Annotated in this window: 22 protein-coding genes and 1 pseudogene; 21 read left to right on the top strand and 2 right to left on the bottom strand. The window is 33.8% G+C overall.

All coding sequences use genetic code 11. The features are described from left to right. Positions 1-3: 3 nt before the first annotated feature. Both AOC36_RS08775 and AOC36_RS08770 read left to right on the top strand, forming a co-directional pair. Positions 4-678 (top strand): class D sortase, encoded by a 675-nt coding sequence (locus tag AOC36_RS08775; RefSeq protein WP_067633440.1) that lies wholly within the window; start codon positions 4-6, stop codon positions 676-678. Beyond that, complete coding sequence (locus AOC36_RS08770) at positions 671-1,564, top strand: hypothetical protein (RefSeq protein ID WP_067633438.1); 894 nt, start codon at positions 671-673, stop codon at positions 1,562-1,564. The genes AOC36_RS08775 and AOC36_RS08770 overlap by 8 nt, the downstream gene beginning before the upstream one ends. 208 nt (positions 1,565-1,772) lie before the next feature. Here AOC36_RS08770 and AOC36_RS08765 read toward each other — a convergent pair whose 3' ends face one another. Further along, positions 1,773-3,248, bottom strand: coding sequence for an ISL3 family transposase (locus AOC36_RS08765; protein ID WP_067629964.1), 1,476 nt, complete (start codon positions 3,246-3,248; stop codon positions 1,773-1,775). 133 nt (positions 3,249-3,381) lie between these two features. Continuing rightward, a complete protein-coding gene (locus AOC36_RS08760; RefSeq protein WP_067629969.1) occupies positions 3,382-3,852 on the bottom strand; it encodes a DUF6431 domain-containing protein in 471 nt (156 codons plus the stop codon). 676 nt (positions 3,853-4,528) lie between these two features. Between AOC36_RS08760 and AOC36_RS08755 the strand changes: the two genes are divergently transcribed. The 19 genes and pseudogenes from AOC36_RS08755 (at position 4,529) to AOC36_RS08670 (ending at position 26,388) form a co-directional block, all read left to right on the top strand. Continuing rightward, positions 4,529-5,251 carry a YveK family protein gene (locus tag AOC36_RS08755; RefSeq protein WP_067633436.1) on the top strand — a complete coding sequence of 241 codons (723 nt, stop codon included), beginning with the start codon at positions 4,529-4,531 and terminating at the stop codon, positions 5,249-5,251. Next, the gene (locus AOC36_RS08750) at positions 5,251-6,024 is read left to right on the top strand and encodes a CpsD/CapB family tyrosine-protein kinase (RefSeq protein ID WP_067633434.1); all 774 of its coding nucleotides are present in this window, start codon (positions 5,251-5,253) and stop codon (positions 6,022-6,024) included. The genes AOC36_RS08755 and AOC36_RS08750 overlap by 1 nt, the downstream gene beginning before the upstream one ends. Next, complete coding sequence (locus tag AOC36_RS08745; RefSeq protein WP_067633432.1) at positions 6,021-6,773, top strand: tyrosine-protein phosphatase; 753 nt, start codon at positions 6,021-6,023, stop codon at positions 6,771-6,773. Before AOC36_RS08750 ends, AOC36_RS08745 begins: the two co-directional genes overlap by 4 nt. 38 nt (positions 6,774-6,811) lie before the next feature. Continuing rightward, the gene (locus tag AOC36_RS08740; protein ID WP_078055139.1) at positions 6,812-7,504 is read left to right on the top strand and encodes a sugar transferase; all 693 of its coding nucleotides are present in this window, start codon (positions 6,812-6,814) and stop codon (positions 7,502-7,504) included. A 115-nt stretch (positions 7,505-7,619) separates the two neighbouring features. After that, the gene (locus AOC36_RS08735; protein ID WP_067633430.1) at positions 7,620-8,897 is read left to right on the top strand and encodes a glycosyltransferase family 4 protein; all 1,278 of its coding nucleotides are present in this window, start codon (positions 7,620-7,622) and stop codon (positions 8,895-8,897) included. An 80-nt stretch (positions 8,898-8,977) separates the two neighbouring features. After that, entirely contained in the window at positions 8,978-10,750 is a 1,773-nt protein-coding gene (locus AOC36_RS08730) for a heparinase II/III domain-containing protein (RefSeq protein WP_198401171.1), read from the top strand. A gap of 15 nt (positions 10,751-10,765) precedes the next feature. Beyond that, positions 10,766-11,986, top strand: a complete 1,221-nt coding sequence (locus AOC36_RS08725) for a nucleotide sugar dehydrogenase (protein WP_078055138.1) — start codon at positions 10,766-10,768, stop codon at positions 11,984-11,986. Positions 11,987-12,002: 16 nt separating this feature from the next. Continuing rightward, positions 12,003-13,103, top strand: a complete 1,101-nt coding sequence (gene wecB, locus AOC36_RS08720; protein WP_067633424.1) for a non-hydrolyzing UDP-N-acetylglucosamine 2-epimerase — start codon at positions 12,003-12,005, stop codon at positions 13,101-13,103. Between the two features lie 26 nt (positions 13,104-13,129). Continuing rightward, the gene (locus tag AOC36_RS08715; protein ID WP_067633422.1) at positions 13,130-14,344 is read left to right on the top strand and encodes a polysaccharide pyruvyl transferase family protein; all 1,215 of its coding nucleotides are present in this window, start codon (positions 13,130-13,132) and stop codon (positions 14,342-14,344) included. Between the two features lie 213 nt (positions 14,345-14,557). Continuing rightward, positions 14,558-15,811, top strand: a complete 1,254-nt coding sequence (locus AOC36_RS08710; protein WP_067633420.1) for a hypothetical protein — start codon at positions 14,558-14,560, stop codon at positions 15,809-15,811. A 1,154-nt stretch (positions 15,812-16,965) separates the two neighbouring features. Continuing rightward, entirely contained in the window at positions 16,966-17,331 is a 366-nt protein-coding gene (locus AOC36_RS12675; protein WP_417935078.1) for a Mu transposase domain-containing protein, read from the top strand. A 176-nt stretch (positions 17,332-17,507) separates the two neighbouring features. Further along, positions 17,508-18,242: pseudogene (locus AOC36_RS12505) on the top strand (ATP-binding protein). A gap of 1,344 nt (positions 18,243-19,586) precedes the next feature. Continuing rightward, a complete protein-coding gene (locus AOC36_RS08700) occupies positions 19,587-20,294 on the top strand; it encodes a YveK family protein (protein ID WP_067633416.1) in 708 nt (235 codons plus the stop codon). 12 nt (positions 20,295-20,306) lie between these two features. Next, the gene (locus tag AOC36_RS08695; RefSeq protein WP_067633414.1) at positions 20,307-21,041 is read left to right on the top strand and encodes a CpsD/CapB family tyrosine-protein kinase; all 735 of its coding nucleotides are present in this window, start codon (positions 20,307-20,309) and stop codon (positions 21,039-21,041) included. Next, positions 21,041-21,790 carry a tyrosine-protein phosphatase gene (locus tag AOC36_RS08690; protein ID WP_067633412.1) on the top strand — a complete coding sequence of 250 codons (750 nt, stop codon included), beginning with the start codon at positions 21,041-21,043 and terminating at the stop codon, positions 21,788-21,790. Before AOC36_RS08695 ends, AOC36_RS08690 begins: the two co-directional genes overlap by 1 nt. 23 nt (positions 21,791-21,813) lie before the next feature. Then, positions 21,814-23,655, top strand: coding sequence for a polysaccharide biosynthesis protein (locus AOC36_RS08685; RefSeq protein ID WP_067633410.1), 1,842 nt, complete (start codon positions 21,814-21,816; stop codon positions 23,653-23,655). 151 nt (positions 23,656-23,806) lie between these two features. Further along, positions 23,807-25,012: a DegT/DnrJ/EryC1/StrS family aminotransferase gene (locus AOC36_RS08680; protein WP_067633408.1), complete on the top strand. Its 1,206-nt coding sequence runs from the start codon at positions 23,807-23,809 to the stop codon at positions 25,010-25,012. Positions 25,013-25,031: 19 nt separating this feature from the next. Further along, complete coding sequence (locus AOC36_RS08675; protein ID WP_067633406.1) at positions 25,032-25,661, top strand: sugar transferase; 630 nt, start codon at positions 25,032-25,034, stop codon at positions 25,659-25,661. Further along, the gene (locus tag AOC36_RS08670) at positions 25,651-26,388 is read left to right on the top strand and encodes a GNAT family N-acetyltransferase (protein WP_067633404.1); all 738 of its coding nucleotides are present in this window, start codon (positions 25,651-25,653) and stop codon (positions 26,386-26,388) included. Before AOC36_RS08675 ends, AOC36_RS08670 begins: the two co-directional genes overlap by 11 nt.

Here is a 26,388-nt window from a genome sequence, read left to right as displayed (position 1 = left end):
ATCATGAATAAAAAACACAAGAAGTTATTGGCATATATCTATGTGCCAATAACTTTCACTTTTTTGAGCTACCTAGTACTTGGCGTACTCCTTTCACCATTCTTTGAAATTGTCACATCTGTTGCTGGAATGGTTGCGATAAATCAAAATGTAAATTATGGAGATCAAACTGATTCTGTTTTAAATCTCACCGATATACATGATGGGTTTATTGAGCTCAAAGATCTTACTTTACCGAACTATGGTGAACACTATGCACAACTGGTTATTGATCGCATTGAACTTGAAACACCTTTATACTATGGTGATGACTATGCACTTTTAAGAAAAGGCGCAGGTCAATATATTGGAAGTGTATTCCCTGGGTTTAAAGGGACAACGCTTATTGCTGGACATAATACACGAGGACTTAGGCCAATTCGAAATGCAGAAGTGGGCGATATTGTAAATCTACAAACAAGTTATGGAAATTACGAGTACAAAATATACGATATACAGTTGGTTCATGAAAGTGAATATGCATTATACCTAGACCTGTCACAGACTAAGAAGGATATCATTGTTATGTATACATGTTATCCATTTGATGGGCTTGTTGGACTGGCGAAACAACGTTTGTTTGTGTATGCAGAGAAAGTAAAAGGTCCAACGATTATAGATGGAGGCGTGAATGAATAAGAAAAAAGATACACGAATCATCTGCAGTATTTTTGCATTTGTTCAAACACTGAGTATGGTTTTAATGATTATGACAGTGCTACTCTATACTTCTTTCTTATCCTATGGCTCAATTATAAGAAACCTAAACAGTATCAATTATTACGAAGACATAAAGGAATATACGTTGGAACGGATTTATGACATTCTGATTCCAACAGGATTACCAAATAGTATTACTGACGATGTTTTTACACTTGAAACCTATACATTTAATGTTAATGGATATATCGAGAGTACATTAAATGGAACAGTTTTCGAGTTTGAAACAACAGAAATACGTGATGGCTTAACGCGCAATATCAACGCATTCTTGGAATCTGAAGGCTTATATGGTTATGTTGAACAAAGTGTCATCGATGAAGTAATTGAAGCAATACTTGAAAGCTATATAAGTATTGCGAAACTTCCATTCTTATCAACTATCGCAGACTATATTGGAATCTATCGACAGTTATTGAATTATATCGTACCTGCATGCTTAGTCATTATTGCATTTTGTGCATATATGAATTTTCAAATCAACAAATGGAAACATCGCTTCTATAGATATCAAGCATATTCATGTGTCGCAACAGGTCTTATGATCACCATAATTCCTTTAATTATTAAAGTATGGGGCGGTTATGCGCGAATTGCGCTACAACCAGACTATATAAACCACTTTATTGTGTATCAAATCAATGCGCTACTCCATGCATTCATTATAGTAGGAATCCTGTTAATCATTAGTGGTGTACTGATTGCATGGCTCTCTGAAAAAGGTAGAGAGACACTCATTAAAGAAATCAAATCAAAATATAAGAAAGTAGATAAAGTTGACAATACATCGATTGTTGAGTCATGAATCTATCAAAACACAAGGGGCAAACCAAGACGTGATGTAGTCTTAATGGGCGGTCTGAAATAACTTGGGGATAATTCAGAAAATGATATAAAATAACTTGGGGAGTAAGTTACCCCAAACAAGTTTGTTAAAGACCAAAGGGAAGCGTAGTCGCACATGACTATAGCTTCCCTCTTTTTGTTATAGTATATCAATAATGAGTCATTTCTTAAGAGAGTCCTTTGTCATAGGTTGTTTTAATTATTGGGTTAATTCGATATGTTGCGTCTTCATTAAGCACATACAACACACGATTCCTAAACCGCTCCCAATTACGATAGCCACTTGCATTGTTTTTTATTTGCTTGATTATGCGATTTCGATTCTCAATCAACGCACTGTTTATGTGTGTTATGGAAACTTCATAATGGGTTTCTCCTGTTTTCTTATTTGTGACCTTTGTGCATTTTTCTACTTTATTGAAAGTTGCGACAATTTCATTTTTCCACTTTCCTAAAGTTCGGCTAAAATCAACGATTGATGCAACTCTACTCTGAGCCATCACTCTGATGAGTGTGTTCAGATTCTCGTGTGCATTCTCAGCTTTTGATTCATTGAAGAATTGATCGAGTAAGAACTTCATGTTATATGCATCTTCAAGGCCATTGCTCGTTTGAAGAATTAGGTCTATTATGTCGTAAAGGTTTAGAAACTTTCCCAATTTCTTATTGCGTTGTTTCGGTACATTTGGATCAAATATATTGTATTTCTTATCTTTAACTGTGGTTGTTGCTTTGGGGTTTTTATAGAGTAACCAGTTGAACTTTTTAAGCAGATAGTATTGCTGGTCACGCTTATAATATTCTTGTCTTTTGACTTTATCTTCTGTTTGCTTCCAGTTCTTAGGAGGTTTTAGTTTCTTCATAGTGTCTACCCTAATAGAGTCGATACGTTTCATTAAATCACTATAAACATGAAAACGATCAACACTGATAAACGCGTTTGGAAGGAATTGTTTTGCGACGACTCTATAGCTATACCACATGTCGATTCCAATACCTAAGACTCCTTTGCGTTCTTCAAGGGGGATTTGGCTAAAATACGCGACTAAGTCTTGTTTCTTACGGGACGGTAATATATCTACGATATTCTTTGTCATTGCATCAATAAGAACGCATACATAATCACTGCGATCACTGTGGTACGCATAACATTCATCAATAAGCAGATAAGCGGGTAGTTTTTGTCTGGAGACAGAAACGTGGGAATCGAAAATAGATGATACTGTAGTGGGAGATAACCGATATCTATTGGCAACTGTGGTAAACGTTTCATGTGGCGATTTAAGATCATTCAGGACATTATATACGGTCAGCTGAGTAATCTTCATATTTCGATACGCAAATGGATTGTGTTCAAAAAAGCATTTATTACACGTTGTGCATTTATAACGTCGTGCACGGTAACGAATGTAACAGGGTATATGTGTTACCAGTGAGTGGAGAAGCTTCTTTTCAGAATAATCTTTGATTGTGGATGTTTTGCTTTCACAAATTGGGCATGTTTGTTCCTCTACCTGAAGCGTAATGTACACATTCAATGCGTCACTTTGACCTTTGATATCAATCTTCTGGACTTGATGGTGTTCTAAGTTAAATAATTCAAGAATTTTTTCGTTACTTAAAAGAGTGGCATTAGCGTTCATAGAAACCCTGCCTCTCTTTGACTATTTTGATAAGGTTTCATTATGTATCTTGCTCCTAAATATAAAAATGATTGTCTGTTATTTAAATAACCATCTTCATTATATTCAATCTGAGGAGTTAAAACTATTTTTCTCATGTTGGTGAAGTAATGGCGGAATGATAGATATTCCGTTTTGTGGATAATATGAAGTAATTCAATCGTTCCAAATAACTTAAATGTCTCACCGATTCATAATCGTTAAAACGTATTTTTATCCGAATATATGTTGATTCATCAATATCAGTTAAAAGCGTGCTATCAAGTTCATGGGTTAATATTATTTCAATTGTGGGTACAGACAGTTGAAAATAGGGAAGTAAGTTACTTGGTATTATTGCATGAGTTCTCTTACATTGATTACAAAAGAAACGTGCGATTTCTACGACAATGGTTAATCGCCCAGTAATTATGGTTTTCGGATAGTATCCATAACGAATCAGTGTATCTGTTTTTGAACAGCACGGACAAGGTATTGTTTTTGGATTAATTGAATTGAGAAATTTGTAATATTCCTTTTGAGAAAACTGTTTATTATTGAATGTGTTTGAGAAAACTGTTATCATATTCTTACTCCTTTATAGGAGGTATTGGATTGGTAGAAACTTAGGTCTGGAAACTTGGGGTTTCTACCATTTTATTAACCTCGTTAAACTAATAATACAAAAAAAATCACTTTAATACAGCACTTAATTGTGCATAAAGTAAAGTGATTTTTTATTCTGCTGGTCTAAGATAATCAGTTTACAACAGAAATCCCCAAACTTCTTTAAAGACAGAGGCTAGAGCAAGATTACCTCACCCCAAGAAATAGTGTTGCGAGTGAAAACCCCAAGTAAAGTTTAATATCCTCTTAATGGTTCGCCCCTTTTTTATTTTTGCTCAAACAGAATGAAAGAAGGGTTTCACAGTGAAATAATTTTCATTATGAAGAAAATTATTTTAAGAAAACAGCCCAAATCTACACTAAATAGTGGAATGTAAGCGTATCATTAAAATCTTTTCGCATATGCGAAAGATTGCCGTCGTTACAAGGTAAAAAGATTTGGTAAAGTTAACGTGTTGGTATAAACAATACTGATAACATAAGTATTTAATGAGTTTAAAATACATACTAAAAGACACTGATTTAAAGAATGTTTGTAGTGGTGCATCTCAAGTTTATTGCGCCATTTTTAGTACATTTAGGGATTTTAAGCTCATTAAGTATCGATATGTTTTATCAGGAATCGGAGGGATAAAGTGAACCAAAATAACAACGTTGAATTTATACAAGAGGATGAAATAAGCATCCGTGAACTCTATGAAATATTCAAACCTTACTTATTAATGATTGTGGCAGTAGGGATTGTGTTTTCAATGGTCGGCTACTTAGGGACAAAGTTTCTAATTGCACCAATGTATCAAAGCACAGCTACGCTTATTGTAAATAATCGAAGAGATACAAGTGATGATTCCATCACCAATGATGAAATCACGTCTGCGAAAAACCTTGCAACTGTATACAGTATCATTATCAAAAGTGATGCGGTAATGGGGCCAGTGGTTGAGAATACTAATACAGGAATTACTACATCTCAACTGGCAAAAAATGTTTCCGTATCAGCAGTAGATAGCACACAAGTAATTCGTGTCTCAGTCAAAGATGAAGACCCACTATTAGCACAGAAATTTGTTAATGAAATTGTGAAAGTAGCACCGGATATTATTATAGACATGGTTGAAGCAGGGTCTGTGCGGGTTGTTTCACTTCCACAAGTTCCAACATCACCAGTTTCCCCAAATACACTCATGAATGCAATGATTGCGGGCATACTTGGAATTATGTTGTCTGCAGGAATTGTTTTAGTTAGACATTTAATGGATCGTACATTTAGATCCCCAGATGATATTGAGCGATACTTAGGTGTTCCTGTTATTGGAATCATTCCAAATATTCAAGAAGTTAGTAGAGGTGGAAAATAATGAGTAAGAAAAAAAGAAAGTCTTCACGAGTACATCCTACACAAACGGATATCATCGATCCAAAATCACCGTTTCAATTTATTGAAGGGTATCGTTCCTTAAGAACAAACTTAGGCTTTACCACATTTAATGGTGAAGTAAAAACAATACTAGTGACGAGTGCACTGATGGGTGATGGGAAAAGCTCAGTATCTATTAACTTAGCACGTATTATGTCTATGTCCGGTAAGAAAGTGTTACTCATCGATGGTGATATGCGTTCTCCTTCGATTCATAAATACTTAAAAATTAGAAGCAAAGTCAAAGAAGGATTCTCATCTGTTATCGCAGGTAGAACCACAGTCAACGAAGCAATTTATTCGTTTCCTGCACTTGAAATTGATGTCATGCTCTCAGGTCCGATTCCACCCAATGCTTCGGAATTGCTATCTCATGAACACACTAAAAAAGTTCTCGATGAACTTCGCGGAAAATATGACATGGTTATTGTGGATACACCACCAGCAGGAATCGTAACCGATGCCGTTGTATTGTCAAACTATGTTGATGGTGTGCTCTTTGTGGTTAAGCAGAACTATGCTGAGAAAGAAGTCGTAAAAGGCACACTCAAAGCATTCAGTGGTACTGAATCAAAGATCTTGGGAGTAGTTATGAATGACTATAGTATCTCAAAGAATCTATCACGTTATCGCAGCTATGAATACCGTTATGGTTACGGTTACGGTTATGGCTATGGTTATGGACACGGAGCTGGAGATGACTCTGAACAATGATTGATTTACATACACATATACTATTTGGTATCGATGATGGTGCAAAGGATCTTGAAGAGTCACTTGCTTTACTTGATTTGCAAATTGAACAGGGAGTTCACACAGTTGTGCTAACTCCTCACTATAATCCTTTGACGCAAGAACTCAACGAATTTCTAAAGATACGCGATGAAAATTATATAGAACTAAATAATGCTATTAAGAAAACTAGTCGACAGATTAGGATACTAAAAGGTGCAGAAGTATATTATTCATCAAAATTAATTGAGATGGATTTAAGTGAACTGGTTATCGAAAATACAGACTATATCCTAATTGAATTCCCGACAACGACAATGCCTAGTAATATAAAAGGTCAATTAAGTGAAATTCAAGTTATGGGGTACATCCCCATAGTCGCACATTTCGAAAGGTATGACTTTTTTAGGGAAAATTTACAATTGCCGGTTGATCTAATCAATCAAGGAGTATTGATGCAAGTGAATGCAGAATCAGTACTTGATAAAACATATAGTAATTTCATCAAAGCAAGTGCAAAACATAATTGGATACACATAATAGGATCAGATACACATAATCTAAACGAAAGAATACCAAATATAAAGTCTGCAATGAGTAAGTATGACAAAATGTCAAAACTTGGTGAAAGTACAAGGATTCTCAACAACTCAAAAAATGTTGTTAATAACGAGTATGTCAATTATCTAGGTCCAACTTATATGAGGAAGATATTTGGATATTATTTTTAAAAAAATAAATTAAAGAAATAGTTTCTGAGGAGAAGAACATGAATAGAATTAACACTGTTTTAGAAAGTGAATATATTGAACAAGACTATACCACTAATGATTTATTAGAATCTATTGATGCTATTTGTAGCGAAGAATGTAAAACGTCATTTTACCTATCAGCAAGAAGAATATTGGATTTAGTATTATCATTAGTGGTTTCAGTTCCAATCGCTATAGTTGTTCTTATTACTGGTATTTTTGTTAAGTTGGATTCAAAAGGTCCAATTCTATTCAAGCAAGAAAGAGCAGGGAAAAATGGGAAAGCATTTACTATCTATAAAATTCGAACAATGTCACACGCACCTTTAGACGAAACAAGAGATATGGTGTGGACTGAAAAAGATGATTGTCGAATTACAAAAGTTGGAAAAGTTATTAGAAAAGTAAGACTCGATGAGTTACCACAAATAATTAACGTAATTAAGGGAGATATGAGTTTTGTAGGACCACGCCCAGAAACTGTTGTACTAACAGAGAAGTTTAATGAGTCGATTCCTGATTTCAATAAAAGACTTATGGTTCAACCAGGAATTACTGGACTTGCCCAAGTGAATGGTGGTTATGATCTGAGTGCAGAGGAAAAAATAGTGTTTGACCTACAGTATATTGAAAATGTATGTTTCTGGGAAGATATTAAAATACTATTTGCAACAGTGAAAGTGATATTCATGAGAGAAGGCGCAAGATAATTTGCTAGAGAATGAAACGCTGATCAGGAATTAGAAAAGATAAATATAAGATGGGCAATGAAGTGTACTGAGTATATAGCAAAATATAAATATAACAAAATTAGCGGAGGTGTTTATGGAAGAAGTAGTAAATAGTAAAAAAGTGTGGATGTTTCATCATTATGCAACTCCTCCAACAATGAGTGGACTTACTAGACCTTACGAGTTTTCTATGAAACTAACAGAGGTTGGATACAACTCTACAATATTTTCCGCATCACATTTACATTATACGGGAGAGAATTTAATTCAGAATGGAGATTTATCTTTAGCTCATAATGAAGCTGCAGTTCCTTTTGTATTTATAAAGACATATTCTTCAAATGGTAATGGTATAAAAAGAGTGTTTAACATGATTTCATACTATATAAATTTGATAAGAGTTACAAAACAACTCATAAAGGATAATGATAAACCTGACATCATAATTGCTTCCTCACCGCATCCCTTAACGATGTTGGCTGGGCTTAAAGTTGCAAAAAAGGCTGGTATTCCATGTATATGTGAAGTTAGAGACTTTTGGCCAGAGGTTTTCTTTCAAGGAGGAAGACTGAAAAAAGAGAGTTTTATTGGAAAAATATTACTAAGAGGAGAACGTTGGATCTATAAAAAATCTGACGCCTTGATCTTCCTTAAGGAAGGAGATGTCTCTTATATCACTGAAAATGGATGGGCAACTTCACAGGGTGGAGATATAGACGTAAATAAATGCTATTACATTAATAATGGAGTTGATCATAAAAGCTTTTCAGAAAATATAATAAAAAATGACTATGATGATGAAGATCTCAATAGTAATAAATTTAATGTTATATATGCTGGAGCGATCAGACCAGTGAACAATGTAGGAAATATAATTGATGCAGCTAAGTTATTGACTAATTATGATGATATTCAGTTTCTTATTTACGGAGATGGAAATGAATTAGAATTTCTCCGTAATCGTGTTCTAAACGAAGATATTAATAACGTTAAACTTAAAGGTTACGTTGATAAAAAATATGTGTCAAGTATATTGAGTAAGTCTTCGGTGAATGTCCTAAATTATTCACAGAGTAAATATAATTGGTCAAGAGGAAATAGCTCTAACAAATTATTCGAATACATGGCTTCAGGTAAACCAATAATATCAACTGTAAAAATGGGGTATTCTCCGATAGACAAATATGATTGTGGACTAACTTTAGAAACAGATACGCCGCAGGCACTTGCAGATGGAATTGTCGAAATTTATAGCATGCCAAGGGAGAGATATATAGAAATGAGTAATAATGCTCAAAAGGGATCCAGAGACTTTGATTATGAAGAACTTACAAAGAAATTAATTTCGGTTATGGAGCGTGAGTTAATATGAGTAATCCCATAAGGTCAATTATCAATGAATATGGTCCTGCTTGGGCAATTAACAGAACGCTATATTCGAGTAAACTCAAAATGATGAAGCTAATACCTTTTTCTGAAATACTATTCGAAAGAAAAGCAAAAGCAAAAGTAAAAAGATTGGATTTATTTAAATTTAATGTTCCTGCTATATCAAAGTTTCTTGATTCTATTACCCTTTCCTCGCAAAATGAGATAATCAACATTGCAGACAAAGCAATAGAAGGAGTTATATATGGTTTTTCATCGTCTGACTTAGCTTTTGGAAACCCTATAAATTGGCACTTAAATCCATTGACGGGATATGAAAATAGACGGGATGTGAAGTGGTACCAGATACCTGATTTTGACAAAAAGGTTGGAGATATTAAAGTTATTTGGGAAGCATCAAGATTCACTCACTTTCTTTATTTTGCAAGGGCTTATATTCTAACAAAGAATGACAAATATTATGAAGCTTTTTCTAGTCAACTTGATAGTTGGCTAAGAGACAATCCTTATTCATATGGTTCAAATTATAAATGCGGACAAGAAGCTACCTTACGAATGACAAATGTATTAATAGTTTACGCTATTTTTAACGAATTTAACTTAATATCAGTCAGAGATAAGGAGAATATTGCAAATCTTGTTGAAAATAGTTACAAAAAGGTTTTATCAAATTTCTTTTATGCTCACAAATGTATTAAAAATAATCATACCTTTACAGAGATTTTTGGTTTAATTGTTGGTTCTTGGTGTTGTGAAAATTATAGTAAGCTTAAGTCATCATATAAATTGATGGATAAGGAGATTGTAAATCAATTCTTAAAGGATGGGGGTTTTTCTCAATACTCGTTTAACTATCATCGATTTACCCTACAAATATTGGAAGTATTACTAAAGGTGAGCAATACAACAGGGATTCAAATCAAGGAAGTAGACAGAATTAAGAAAAGTGTACTACTGCTATATCAAGTTACTAACATCAAAGGAGATGTTCCAAACTATGGCTCAAATGACGGAGCGTTAATATTTCCATTATCATCATGCAAATATAGAGATTTTAGGCCCGTATTAAACACGGTTTATTCACAGATATCAGGGAAACGCTTATTTGAAAAAGGAGAATATGATGAGGAATTATTGTGGTTTGGAGATACACTAGATTTACCTGTAGATATCAATGAATATAAAAGTATAGCATATGATGACATAGGTATATATGTATTAAGAAGTAAACAGAGTTATTTAATGACATGCTTGCAAGATTATAAATCCAGACCCGCTCATATGGATCAACTACATATAGATTTATGGCACAAGGATATAAATGTTTTATGTGATTGTGGAACTTATTCTTATGCAAGTGATTTGAGCAATACGTTATCATCAACCATCAGTCATAATACTGTGAAAATACCTGGAGTAGAACAAATGAATAAAAAAGGAACATTTCTAGTTACGGATTGGTCTCAAAGAGAAAATGTGTTTTTTTGCGATTCGAAGTTTCAGGGAAAGATGGTATCAAAGAATGGTTATAAGCATGAAAGAATTATCGAAATTAATGAAAATGGTTATTTCGTGGAGGATTGGATTACCGGAACTACAGGGACTTGTGATATTATTTTCAATACTCCGTGTGATGTAGAGATAAATGAAGATGGCTTTGATTTAATAATAGATGGACAATTAATTGTTTCGATAAAAATTCAAGGTACTATTTCAATTGAAGAATCATATAGGAGTCTTCACTATTTAAAAAAAGAAAAAATTAATAAGGTGCTCGTATCAAAAAAAATAACAAAAAAAATATGTAATTCGAAATTTAGTATAATTTTACACTAAAAGGAAGGTATAAAAATGATAAATATTATTGGACTTGGTTATATTGGTCTTCCCACAGCGCTAATGTTCTCCAAGAGTGGAATCGAAGTTGTTGGAACAGATCTTAATGAGAAATTAGTGAGTTGTCTCTCAAAGGGGGAGTTAACATTTGAAGAAAATGGATTACAAGATTTATTTAGTCAAGCAGTTGAAAATGGTATTACGTTTACTACTGAATATCAAAAAACAGATACCTACATAATCGCGGTTCCCACTCCTTATATGAGTTCAAGCAAGAAGTTAGATGCAAAATATGTAATCTCTGCAGTAAATAGAGTTCTTGATGTATGTGAACCTGGTTCGATTATAATAGTTGAATCAACGGTATCACCAGGATCAATTGATAAATATATTAGACCTGAAATAGAAAAAAGAGGTATTGTTATTGGAAAAGATGTACATCTTGTACATGCACCGGAGAGAATAATACCAGGAAATATGATTTACGAGCTAGAGTACAATTCACGAACTGTCGGTGCAGATAATATCACTATTGGTGAAAAAGTAAAAATATTGTACAAAAGTTTCTGTAAATCTGAGATTGTGGTAACAGACATTAGGTCAGCTGAAATGTCAAAGGTAGTTGAGAATACATATAGAGATATCAATATTGCTTTTGCTAATGAATTGGCTAAGATTTGTAGAGCTGATGGTATGAATGTTTACGAAATAATAAAAATAGCAAACAAGCATCCAAGAGTTAATATACTCCAACCTGGTCCGGGCGTAGGCGGTCATTGTATTTCAGTAGATCCTTGGTTCTTAGTGGGAGATTATCCTGACCTTACAAACTTAATATTAGCTGCAAGAAAAATTAATGATTCAATGCCAACCTATGTGCTTGGAAGAATTAGGGACATTATGAGAGAACACGGTATTTCAGACATATCAAAAATAGGAATATATGGTCTTGCTTATAAGGAAAATGTGGACGACACTAGAGAAAGTCCCACACTTCAACTACTAGAACAAATGAATGACCACTTAGCTTTTGGTGTTAAAGTATATGATCCATTTATTAGCGAAAGAATAGTCGAACATCAATTCTTGAACTTCGAAGACTTTATTAGTGAAGTTGAAATTTTGGTTATTATTACTGCACATGACCACATCAAAGAAAATATGAGTTTAGTGAAGGATAAGTTAATTCTAGACACGAAGAATATATGTAATTTTGATGGTGTATACAAATTGTAGATTGGAATTAGAGAAAATGAAAAAAGTAATGGTAGTTTTTGGGACAAGGCCAGAAGCAATAAAAATGTGTCCGCTAATTAAAGAACTTAAATCAAGAACAAAAATAAACACGTTTGTTTGTGTGACTGGTCAACATAGAGAGATGTTGGATCAAGTATTAACTGCTTTCGATGTTGTACCTGATTACGATCTATCAATAATGAAAGCTGGACAAACGTTGTTTGATGTAACTGTCAGTATTATTGAGAAAATGAAAGTTGTACTCAGTAAAGTCAACCCTGATATGGTTCTAGTTCATGGAGATACATCAACAACATTTGCTACAGCTTTAGCATGTTTTTACCTACAAATTCCTATTGGTCATGTAGAGGCAGGGTTAAGAACATACAATATTTACTCTCCATATCCAGAGGAGTTTAATAGACAGGCTGTTGGAATAATTGCTGATTTGAATTTTGCACCGACAACTGTATCAAAAGATAATCTAATAAAAGAAGGTAAGGATCCAAATAGTATTCACATAACAGGAAATACTGCTATTGATGCTCTTAATACAACGATTCGTGATGATTACTTTCATAAGCATTTGGAATGGGCTTCAGATAGCAGACTTATCATGATTACTGCGCATAGAAGAGAAAACCTTGGTGAACCAATGAAAAATATGTTTAGGGCTATTAAGAGAATTATTCAAGAGAATCCTGACATTAAAGCTATCTACCCAATTCATATGAATCCAGTTGTCAGACAAGTAGCCCAAGAAATACTTGGTGATTCAGATAGAATAAGAATTATTGAACCACTCGAAGTACTAGATTTTCATAATTTTCTAAACAAATCATACTTAATACTAACAGATAGTGGAGGGATTCAAGAAGAAGCTCCTAGTTTAGGAAAACCTGTATTGGTAATGAGGGATACAACTGAACGACCTGAAGGGGTGTTGGCAGGAACTTTAAAATTGGTAGGGACGGAAGAAGAAGTTATCTACGGAGCTTTTAAAGAACTAATAGAAGATAGTAATGAATATAAGAAAATGAGTCAAGCAAATAATCCCTATGGTGATGGTTATGCGAGTATGAGAATTGCCGATATTCTAGAAGATTGGTTAATATAGTGTAGATTAATAAAGGAGTTTAATAAATGAAAAAGATATTTTTTGCATATCAATATAGTATGGAAAATGCAGGTGACTTCGCAATTAATGTTGGAAGTCTTGATTTACTATCTAGTCTTGGATATGAAATAACTGTCATGTCCAAGAACACAAAAAATAATGAGGAGTATTCACTTAATGAAAGATATATTAAAGAATACTATACGAATGTCAAGATGTTACCTGGTCCATTCGATTTAAATCGAGATGGAACAATCAAAACATTGATTAGTTACACTTTTGGGTTTGTAAAATTAATATATTATTCATGTTTTGGACAATATAAGTCTGAAATAAATTCATCAAATTTTGTAGTTTTAAATGGTGGCAATGTATTAAGGTGCAATAGTATTACTGATTATATTAGATTATTTGCACTTATTTTTCCACTAAAATTATCTATTTCAGGTGGTGTTCAATACGCTCTATTTCCACAATCTACAACAACTATAAATAGAAAAGGGAAAAAGTTATTAGAAAAGTATATGGACAATGCAAAAATTGTATTTGCAAGAGAAAACATTAGCTATAATAGCCTACAAAAAACCTTTAATAATGCAAATATTATTGAATCATTAGATAGTGCATATTTTATTAGAGATAGAGAAAATGTTTTAAAAGAATTTGAAGTGAAGTATGATGATTACTTGAAGTTAGATCGAAAGATTTGTATAACACTAAGGAAAGAGGATATAGGTGACATTGGTGAGTTAAGTAAAGAGAAAAGGGACAAAATTGAAAATAAGATTATTTCTTTTATTTCTCAGGCAATTAAGGGAGGTTATTCAATTGTTCTAGTAATTCAAACAAAGAAAGATAAAAAGTTTACCGAAGATATTTTTAATAAAGTAAACAGTAGTAATATTAGCATAATCGAAGAATATAATCCGTTATTTTTAAGAGAGATATATCGAAATTCAGAATGTTTAGTTGGTATGAGACTTCACTCTATAATTTTAGCTATGTCTGTGGGGACACCAGTTGTCGGGTATTTTGATGAAGCATGGGGAATAAAAAATCCAGGTACTTTATCAAAATTTAATATGCCATATTGTTATTTGAACAGTAATGACAGTTTTTTTACAATGATAAATGAGGCGAAGAGTAATAAAGAATTAATGAATGAAACCATTCAGAATTGTAAGTTAAGAATGATTAGCGATCTTGAAAATGTGATTAACAATCGGAAAATTGTTGGTTAAGAACAAAGTTACATTACTTGATATATAATCGAATGTGAAAGATGTGATCAATATAGTACATTTGAATTAATTATGTGTCGTTAAAGCTAATTATTTTCACATTAGAATCATAGTAACTGAATTATTAATATTTGATTATTTCTCATTTATTTATGATACTAGTAGATTTTACTTGTGCACAATATATTCATATAAAGATGGGAGTCAATACAATTGAAAAAAAAATATGGACTTATATTTATGATTTTAATCTTTTTTCCATACATTACACCAATCTCTACTGGGGTAGATACACAACCTTGGGCATTAATTTTTTCGATGATTGTTTTCATTTATTCAATGCTGGAAAATAATTTTGGGGTGAACAAACAATTAGTTGTTAGCTTACTAATTGCACTTATAGCGACATTTTCATTTGTTTTCTATTTCTTAGCAGGATTTTCTACCATAATTGAAGGAATTAGGTCATTGTTAGGATATTGGAGTTTATTTTTTATTCCGTACACAACAATTAAGTATAAAGATAGGATGGATGGGAAGTATCTTAAGATATTTTGTTATATCTGGGTTTGTGTAGCACTCATTCAATACTTTATTTACCCAGATTTTGGGATTTCAATAATGAATCGTTTATGGCGCTCAGGAAATAGAGGGGTTACCGCACTTGCACCAGAACCAGCATGGTTAGGAAGGTGGGGAGTTTTTGTGATTATTATTAATGATTATTTTAAGATGAACAAATTAATCAATTCAAAAGACTATGGAATTGTATTTGCAATTTGCATTCTTCTAATTTTTCTCTCTGCATCAGGGATGGGAATTGCGTGGCTAAGTGTCTATTTAGTATTAAGATTATTAGTTGAAATTCTCTATAAGAAGAGTATAAAGAATGTAATCATAACAATTCTCTCAATGTTAGCGTTTAGTTTTATGTTTTTACAAATTCCAATGTTTTCAAACAGTAGGGCTGGTATACTGATTAGAATGTTTTTAGAAAACCCTTCATCACTTAAAATATTTGCGGGTGTAACACTTCGTCTTGGAAATCCAATAAGAGCATTTTATGGTGGATTAATTGTCATGAGAGGACTTGGATTTGGTATAGGATCAACAATCTTATCAGATACATTGCTTCCGCAATGGCTGATTGATACGCTTAGTATAACAGGAATTGATATATATTGGGGTGGAAGAGTCAGAGGAGGCTTAGTATCATTTGTTTATGAGCTCGGTATTATTGGTTTAGTTTATATCGCATATATACTATTTATTTTTATTAAGCCAATTGTTATCGGAAATAAAAAAAAGATAAAAGAACACATAATTTGCTTTTATGGTGGATTGCTTATTATTTTTGCTTCACAATTTATCGAGGGATCAATGATGAATCCATTATTCAGCTTTGTTTTGGGATTAAATATGATTTATTTGAAAGAGAACAGGAAAAAATTAAAAAAACCTGTGTAAAAAATCAGGCTTTCATGACAACTCTTATCTGTTTTTCATTTTAAAATGTAGGCAAGATTCTACGTTGACATCTAAGTCAGTGGGTAACCATATGATTTAGATAATAAAATGTTTAATACTATTAGAGCTATTGCATACTTGTGTTAATGTCAATGATTTCTTGAATACCATGCTTCGCTCCAAGAAAATACGGTGTAGATTACCCCCCCAAAAAGTCTTAAGACAACCATGATAAGAACACTTGTTAAGACACAGTCATGGTCGCATTAACCAAGGTAAGAGTTGTACGAGTAGATTAAAGCATATCCAGTATAGGTGCAAACAACGTCAAAATGAGCACCTTGCGTCGCTTTATCTTGAGCACCCAAAACCTTTAAATATAATTCAATAAATTGATTAGATTTTATGTTGCGCAACTAATGCAAAGTGCAGCATTTTCTTATGCTGGAATAGGAGGTGCAATTATGCTCATTAATTACAACAGAAGTATAGAACGATTAAAAGGAAAGGAGGTCTCAAACAAAAGAATATCGGAAGTGTTAGGAATATCAAGGAATATAGTAACTAAAGTGGTTAACATAAAGGATGCGTGCCCATTAATATATCAACAGTCTTAGGAAATGTCTGATGAAGATCTAGTTGTTCATTTTCAGAAGAAAAGAAATACCGATGGTTCTTACGAAATGCCAGATTATTGTATAAAATTGGAAAAAGAACTTACACGAAAGGAGGTGACCATGCAATTACTTTAGGAAGAGTATGTTGAGTTATGTAGGATAGACAATAGTAAAGCATATTTACTAACCCAATTCAAATTTCACTTTAATCAGTTGGCAAATACAATAGTACATTTGTAGATGTTATCAATCATAAAACTGGCGAAAAGTCAGAAGTGGATTGGGCTAGTTCGTGACAACAGTGGCAAGATCCACTTACTGGTGAAATTTTATATGGGTGGTTTTTTGTAGCGGTCTTGCCATCCTCCCAATATTTATTCGCTTGCGCTACAACTAAAATGACACAATAGCAATTGAACTTGACAAGATTAATAGAAGACCTCACCAAAAGAAAAATGGGTGACGGTACGATGTGTTTAATAACGTAGAGAAAAACTATTTAAAACTATTACAAAATTATAGGTTTGAAGTCTCTGTATGGAACAAGCTAAAGTACAAAGTAACAGTCACATCGCGTTTCGAAAACACTATTATTCAGTTCTGCACGCTTATATTGGGCAACTTGTAAAACTGAGAATCACGAAAGAGACAATTCAAGTGTATAGTGATTTATTACTGCTTTGTGAGCATAAATTGAAACATGATCAGGATAGTATGCGATATTCTACCTTCCCAGACCACATGCCCCCAATAGTAATGCCCACAATGAGTGGAATAAAACCCGATATCAGAATTGGGCGAAACAAAAAGGACCGAATACATTCGAGGTTGTACAACGTTTCTTTTCCCGAAGCACGGTCGAACAAGAACAATATAAAGCGGTCCATTCATTACTCAAGCTAGCAGACAAATTCACTAATGAGAGACTAGAAAAATGCCTGCAAGCTTGCGTTGAGACACCTAAAAAGCCTCAACTACTCCATTATTAAAACATTTTGAACAATAATTAAGACATTGGGTATGAAGACTTTAAAAAGAAGAATCTAAACCATTTAAATTTTTAAGAGGAGTAAATTATTATGAATAAAGAGAAGCTACTAGGAATCACAAAGATGACGCGTGAAATGAGATTGCCAGAAATGGACGAACAGTTGTTTCTATCTATGGAGACAGGAGAATTATCCAGTGAAGAGCCACTGATAACAATCGAAAATATAATTCGTTCCGAATATATATCTCGGAAAAATAATATTGTTATTCGAATGAAGAAAAGCGCTAAATTGTTACAACCATCAGCAAGACTTGAAAATCTTGATTATAAACCAACACGCAATCTAGATAAAGCTGTTATTGATCAACTAACAACGAATGACTATATCCAAAGGATGAGAAATGTTGTCATTCTTGGTGCATGTGGAACAGGAAAATCATACTTAGCTAATGCATTGGGAAATAATGCATGAGAAGGATACTATAGCGCTAGATACTGTAGGCTATACGAGTTCCTTGACGAATGTCATCGTGAGCAATTAGTTTATAGCAGTGCGGAAAGAGTCATCGGAAAATATACGAAGTTTGACGTGTTGATATTTGATGATTTTCTAATCAGTTCACTAACCGATCAAAAACAAACATTACTATTTAAGATCCTGGAAAATCGCTATAATAATAGGTCGACCATTATTTGTTATCAACTTGAACCAACTGAATGGCACTCAAGACTAGATTCAAGTATACTAGCGGATGCAATTATTAATAGGATAAGCCCGAGTGCTTACAAGATTATAATAGATGGAGATTCATTGAGAGAATAGGACAAACAAAACGAGCACTAAAGTGATGCTCGTTTTGAACTTTTACATAACCTTTAAATCAATAACGGAGTGCTCAAGATAATCCGTTAGGAGGTGCTTGCGTTAAAGCCTTGAGGGTGTTCAATTTAAACCGATTCAGCATGCTATAATTGACCGACGTATTCAACAATCAATCCAAATTCGATCTCGCAAACTGATGATAGAAAAAAATCAACCCTTTATTCTATATAAATTTTCAATAATATTAAAAAAATTTACCAAAAATAAGTTTTAAGTGGTACAATACTCATGAAATACTTCAAATTGTTTCGTGGCTGTGAAAGAATGTGGGAAATTGACCGCTGATCCTTTGCTCTTAGTTTACTAATTGCATTGATAAGTACGCGGTTAAGTCACAGTCATGGAATATTAATCAAGGTAAGCATTGTACGAGTAGATTAAAGCATATCCAGTATCGGATTGAGGAAACCTGTGGTTGTATTGATACACCTTTGGATCGGTTTATAAACGAAAGTAGCTTTTTATGCTTAGTGTAAATAATTTGAAGACATGGGGGGGATTATATAAAAAATGATGAGATAACTTTTATGGAAGCTTAAATGCTAATAAAGCCTTATTTCTTAAGTATGATGGGATAAAGAAACGTGTTAGTAGCGTATCGAGGATCATACTGAAATAAATGCTAAGTTTACAAAGAAAGTTATTTTTTTTGTGGTTAATTGAATCACAAAATGTGTGGGGATTGACTAAAGATACCAATTCGTAAAAGGTTAGTGATCGTCTTTTATGAATGCGTAACTGTGGATCAAATAAATATGGATTCATATAGAGGCTGGTGTTTATACAACATCCTATGAATCATCGTCTGTTAGGTAAGCGTTTTGATATTAAATGCTTGTCACGTCAGATATTAAACAGTCGATTCAATGAATCGGGTGTATTAATTTCAAATGAGTACAGTTTTTAAAAATAACCCCCACGATGAATAACCTGCTGTTTTATACAGCAAGAATATAAAACGTAACTATTTGAAATTAATATAGGTGGGACTTCTATTGATCTAAATCAAAACATAAAATGGGTATCGTTTTGGTTAAGAAAGATCATGTTAGCACTGTAAACGTATCAAATAATATATAAAAAACCATTATGTTGTGTGACATAAGAAGGTGAAAAACAATTGGTTTTGTCGTCTTTAAGTAATTGAATAACCATGCATAAAGTGATGACTGATGCATTAATTTCAGGACGAATATGAAATGGTTCAAGTGTCCATTGATGGTAATTCGTAAAGACATAAAATCTAGGAGTTTAGTTGGGCAATTGTATTGCTGGAGGGAAAACGTGAATCAATTTAGTAACGATTTAGTTTTAGACAATGAAATAAGCGTGTCTGAAATATATGGGGTTTTTAAACCTTTTATAGTGCTCATTGTTTTAGTGGGATTGGGATTTTCAATTGGGGGATTCTTATGGACAAGGTTCTTGGTTGATCCTGTTTATGAAAGCAATGCGACCTTGATTGTAAACAATCGAAGAGAAGAGAATACAGGCGTAATAACAAACGATGAGATTATATCTGCACGTGGACTTGCGACTGTGTACAGCATTATTATCAAGAGTGATGTGGTGTTGAATCCCGTAATTTCAAATACGAATTCAAATCTTGAAACGGAAGATCTCGCTAAGAATGTATCCGTATCTGCTGTTGATAATACACAAGTGTTTCGTATATCTGTAAGAGATACCGATCCAGACAAAGCGTATGGTTATGCAAATGAAATCGTGAATGTTGCACCGGATATTATTGTAGACATGGTTGAGGCAGGTTCAGTGAGAATTATATCCAGTCCACTTTTCCCAACAACGCCTGTGTCACCAAGTATATTCATGAATTCACTCATTGCATTCATCATTGGAGTTCTGTGTGCAAGTGGTGTTGTGTTCGTGAGACATATCCTTGATCGTACAGTGCGATCACCAGAGGATATTGAGAAGCACTTAGGATTTCCAGTAATTGGAATCATTCCAAATACAACAAAGGGTAGATAGGGGGGATACATAATGTTTCGAAAAAAGGCAATGTTGAGTGCGTCAAACCATAACAAGATTGATATTCTTGATGACAATTCATCATTTTCATTTGTTGAAGGGTATCGTTCACTCAGAACAAACCTAAGCTTTATGACTTACAGTGGTGATGTTAAAACAATCTTAGTATCCAGTAGCCTTCCTGGTGAAGGGAAGAGTTCTGTTTCGGTCAACTTGGCACGATCCTTATCAATGGCGGGAAAGAAAGTACTTTTAATTGACGCTGACTTAAGGTCACCTTCAGTGCATAAATATTTAAGGATTCGCAAAAAGGTACAAGATGGGTTCTCTACAGTGCTTGCGGGAAGAACTAAACTCGAAGATGCCATTTATATGTTTCCACCCCTTGAGATTGATGTGATGCTGTCAGGATCAATTCCACCAAATGCTTCTGAATTACTATCAAGAGAGCATACTGGTGAAATCATGTCAGAGCTTAAAGAGAAGTATGATGTTGTGATTATAGATACACCCCCGGCGGGTGTCGTTACAGATGCCGTTGTATTATCGCGTTATGTTGATGGCCTCTTATTTATTGTAAAGCAAAATTATGCAGAGATTGATTTAATAAAACACGCCTTAAAATCATTTGAGCAAACGGGTACAAAAGTACTTGGGGTCGTTATGAGTGATTACAAGAGCACCAAGGATACACGGGGTTCAGGTTCCTATGCTTATGACTACACCTATGGAGTAGATTCGAAATAATGATCGATATCCATACCCATATATTATTTGGAATTGATGATGGGGCTAAAACACTTGAAGATTCCCTTGCACTGATTGACATGCAGCTTGAACAAGGAGTTCATACAATCGTATTAACACCCCATTATAATCCACTGAAACAGGATCTTGATGCATTTATTGAACTCAGAGATAAAAACTGCCAGATTCTTAAACAAGCAATTCTTGAAACGCATAGAGATATCACAATTCTCAAGGGTGCTGAAGTATTATACTCTTCAAAACTGTTTGAAATGAATCTTGAGGATTTAGTCATTGAAAACACGGACTATATACTCATTGAGTTTTCACCACGAACCCTACCCAGCAATCTTATGAATCAAATCAGCGAGCTTATTGGGATGGGGTATATTCCAATCATTGCACACATGGAGCGCTATCCATATTTTAAAGACAATTTAGACTTACCGATTGATTTAATGAAGTGTGGTGTGCTGATGCAAGTCAACGCATCGTCATTTATTGATCAATCACAATCAAGTTTCATCCATGCCTGTATGAGACATGGATGGATTCACTGTATTGCAAGTGATGTCCATTCAATAGACAAAAGACCATCAAACATGATCAAAGCAAAACAAGCAATTAAAGAAAAGCATCCTAAGCTTTGGAATACATGGATGGTCAATGTCAAACAAGTTTTAGAGAATGAAATTATAAGTGTTCAACAACCTTCAAAAATAAGAAGTTTTTTAGGTAAATACATTTGAACTTAAGGGGAGGGGCGATTAATTTGAAATCCAAAGCATTGGCTGTTATTGTTGCGGATTTAGCGGTAGTACTAATTGGTTATATTTTATCGTTGTGGGTGAGACTTGAGTTTAATGTTCAGGTCATGCTTCAATTTGAAGGTTTCTTTAGATTACTTCCAATTGTACTCATCATCTATTTATGCTCTTTTATCGTATTTAAGATCCACAAAGCAGTGCTATCAGCAGCAAGTATTGGAGATGGTATCTCAATCGTTTCCGCAAACCTTCTCGCTACACTCATACTGACATGTTTAAAAACTCAATTCTCAGTATTGGATGATATGCCAGGAAGTGTGATTCTAATCAGCTTCTTTGTCGTAACTATCTTTAATGTAACAATTCATTTTTACTCACGGGGTGTTCTAACATTACGCCATAGACACAATCAAAAAACCACATCAAATGCTACTTTAATATATGGCGCAGGAAATGCTGGGCGACTGTTAATCAAAGAAATCCTACAAAACGATGACTATGAATATCGTGTACTTGGATTTGTGGATGATAATCCTTCCTTGATAGGATTTGACATTGATGGCTATCCTGTTGTTGGAAATGGCCAAAGTCTGAAGCGTCTTGTTAAACAAAAAAAAGTAAACCAAGTCATCATCGCAATGCCAAGTGTCACCAATGGAGAACTAAAAAGAATTTCTAACCTGGTATTTGACTCAGGTGCTAAGGTTGTACACGTGATGTCATCAGTCGCACTGACTGATCCAAACAATGTCAAAAATAAACTTCGAAAAATTGACATAAAGGATTTATTGAATCGCAGTGAAGTAAGAATTGATTCCGATGGTATCTTGGAAAAGATAAATGGCAAGAAAGTAATCGTTACAGGTGCTGGTGGGTCAATTGGAAGTGAGTTAGTCAGACAAATTATTCAATACAAACCAACACGGATTGTATTATTCGATATAAATGAAACAGGTCTGTATGCAATAGAACAAGAGTTAATGATCCACTCGCGTAAGAACATAACATCCTGTGATACTGAAATTAAAGCTGTCATTGGTTCAATTAGAGATGAAAACAGGCTGGAAGCATTATTTAGTGAAGAAAAATTTGATCTTGTATTCCATGCTGCTGCACATAAACACGTTCCACTCATGGAAACATCACCCCAAGAGGCCATAAAGAACAACATTTTCGGTACGAAAAATCTAATCGATGTGAGTATTAAGTATGGTGTTGAAACATTTGTGAATATATCAACCGACAAAGCAGTTAACCCCACAAATGTTATGGGTGCAACAAAAAGATTCATCGAAATGATGATCCAAAGTCAAAGATGCATGAAGTCCAATACAAAGTTTGTTGCTGTACGATTTGGGAATGTTCTGGGTTCAAATGGCTCAGTTATTCCACTCTTTCAAAAGCAGATTGAAGAAGGTGGGCCTGTAACCGTAACGGACCCTAACATCGTTCGATATTTTATGACCATTCCAGAAGCAGTGAGTCTAGTCCTTCAAGCGTCAGCATATGCACTTGGTGGAGAAATATTCGTCTTAGATATGGGAAAACCCGTTAAGATTGATGACTTGGCACGTAAGATGATCCGACTCTCAGGCTATGAACCGGATAAGGATATTGAAATTCAATACACTGGTTTAAGACCGGGTGAAAAACTCTATGAAGAACTCCTCATGGGGACAGAAACGTTACGAAAAACTGATAACAAACTTATCTATGTCGCAACGCCAACACTATGGAAGGACGATGATATTCAATCATACCTTACGGAAATTGAAGCGAGCCTATACAAAGAGAATTCAAATGATATTAAGATAATACTTAAAAAAGTAGTTAAAACCTATACTTAAGCGAGAACTTAAATAGCTAATCAAAAATATCGATAGATGACAGACTCGGTTTGAATATATGGAAACTATTATAAAAGATTACACACAGTCTAGAGTTTAATTATTAATTTTTACAAGCCAATTCGTATTAGCACTATGGGAGGATAATAAAATGAATACTATAAGAAATATTCCATTTTCTCCACCTGATATTTCAGATGAAGAAATAAATGAAGTAGTTGATACATTAAGGTCAGGTTGGATTACTACAGGTCCAAAAACAAAGCTCTTTGAAAAGAAAATTGCTGAGTATTGCCACACCAGTAAAGCAGTTGCTCTTAACTCAGCTACTGCAGCTATGGAAATAACGCTGCGACTACTAGGTATTGGCCCTGGAGATGAAGTTATTACAAGTGCATATACTTATTCTGCGACTGCGAGTGTAATTACGCATGTTGGAGCAAAAGTAGTGCTTGTTGACACAGGGAAAAACTCATTCCATATTGATTATGATGGGATTGAAAATGCTATAACAGAGAAAACTAAAGTAATTATTCCAGTTGATATTGGGGGAGTAATGTGTGATTACGACAAAATATATGAAGCAATAGAACGTAAAAAGAGCTTTTTTAATCCGACTAATAAACTCCAAGAAGCATTTGGAAGGATAATTGTTATTGCAGATGCAGCTCATTCAATAGGTGCTACTTATCAAGGGAAAATGAGTGGAGAAGTTGCAGATTTCACCTCATTCTCCTTTCATGCTGTAAAAAATCTAACGACTGGAGAAGGTGGGATGGTTACATGGAAGGACATTAATGGTATTGATAATGAAGAGATTTACCGACAATATATGCTTTTTTCTATTCATGGACAATCTAAAGATGCATTAGCAAAAACTAAGTTAGGATCCTGGGAGTATGACATAGTAGCACCTTACTATAAATGCAATATGACAGATATTATGGCATCTTTGGGTCTTGCACAGTTTAAAAGGTATCCAAGTATTATTGATAAAAGAAAACATATGATTGAAAAATATGATGAACTATTAAGTGGATTAAATGTGACGTCTATGAAACATTATGATGAAAGCAGTAAGTCTTGTGGTCATTTGTACTTATTGAGATTGACAGGGAAAAACGAATCTTTCAGGAATGAAGTGATTAAGAGAATGGCGGAAAAAGGTATAGCAACCAACGTCCATTATAAACCATTACCAATGCTTGAAGCATATAGAAACCTAGCGTTCAAAATAGAGGATTATCCAAATGCTTATGAAATGTTCCAAAACGAAATTACGTTACCACTGCACACGCTATTAACTGATGAAGACATTGAATATGTCGTAAACATTTTTAAAGAATCATTCCATTAATCACAATAGGGGGAATAATATGTATCAAGAATACTTTAAGAGAATATTTGATCTGCTTTTAGCCATTATCGCTTTTCCAATGTTTCTTGTCATAGTAGTGGTAATTGTTCCTTTAATATATTTTGAGGATAAAGGGACTCTTTTCTATAATGCACCAAGACTTGGGAAAAATGGAAAGTCATTTAATATGTATAAGTTTAGGTCAATGAAAATGAATGCCCCCGATATTCGAAATTTTGATGGTTCAACATATAATGCAAAGGATGACCAAAGGTTGACGAAAATTGGGAGATTCATTCGAAAAACAAGTCTTGATGAAACACCACAACTGTTAAATGTCTTTAAAGGGGATATGAGCATTATCGGTCCAAGACCAGACCTTATAGAACATAGGAGCCTATATGAAGGGAACGAATATAGAAAACTTGAAGTTCGACCAGGAATTACAGGATATAGTCAAGCTTACTTTAGAAATGCAATACCTTGGAAAGATAGAATAAAGAAGGATATTTACTATATCGACCATTTGACATTGTGGATGGACGTAAAAGTATTATTAAAAACAGTGGTACTAATAATAAAAAGAGAAAAAGTGTACGGTGAACAGAAGTCAGACAATGTGAAGGACGAGAAAGCTAATGACTCCTAAAAATTATGAGTTGAAGCCTTTACAGTGGGATACAGATTACTTTGGAGTTAAGGCTGCTCGCGTTAATCTAACTGGTATTGTAAATGAGAATAATCAAAAGGATATTATAAAGTTTTGTGCAAGATATGACTTTGTAACTATCTCAAACATAGATAACATACAAGAGAATAACCAATGGATTGGAAATAAAACAAGTGCATTCTTAGTTGATATGAACATTCAATTTAAGAAAACTCTAGGTGGTAAACAAGATTATCAAGATGATAAAACATATGTAGTTAGCAATATGTCTAGAAATGATCAAATAATGAGAATTGCAAAAAAATCGTTTTCTTATTCCAGATTCTTTAATGATCCGAATCTTCCAAAATCAGAGTCCAACAACATATACCTTCATTGGACTGAAGATGCATTTAATCAGGAAAATAAGTTTTTTGTTATATCTGAAAGAGAAGGTAATATAGTGGGATTCATTCTATTCTCCCTAGATGAAACGAGTAGCGTAATAGAACTAATTGCTGTTGAAGAAAAGTATAAAGGGAAAAGAGTGGGGAAGTCATTGATTCACACCATGGAATCATTTGTTATAGATCAAGGAATTAAAAATATTAAAGTTGGAACACAAGTAAATAACATATCAGCGGTACAATTCTATTTAGCAATAGGATTTAAGTATGTGGGCTGTGTGACTATGTATCATTTGTGGGGAAGATATAGGAGTGAATGA

It is taken from the genome of Erysipelothrix larvae, assembly GCF_001545095.1.
Classification (GTDB): domain Bacteria; phylum Bacillota_I; class Bacilli_A; order Erysipelotrichales; family Erysipelotrichaceae; genus Erysipelothrix; species Erysipelothrix larvae.
This window is presented reverse-complemented; position numbering and strand designations above follow the sequence as displayed.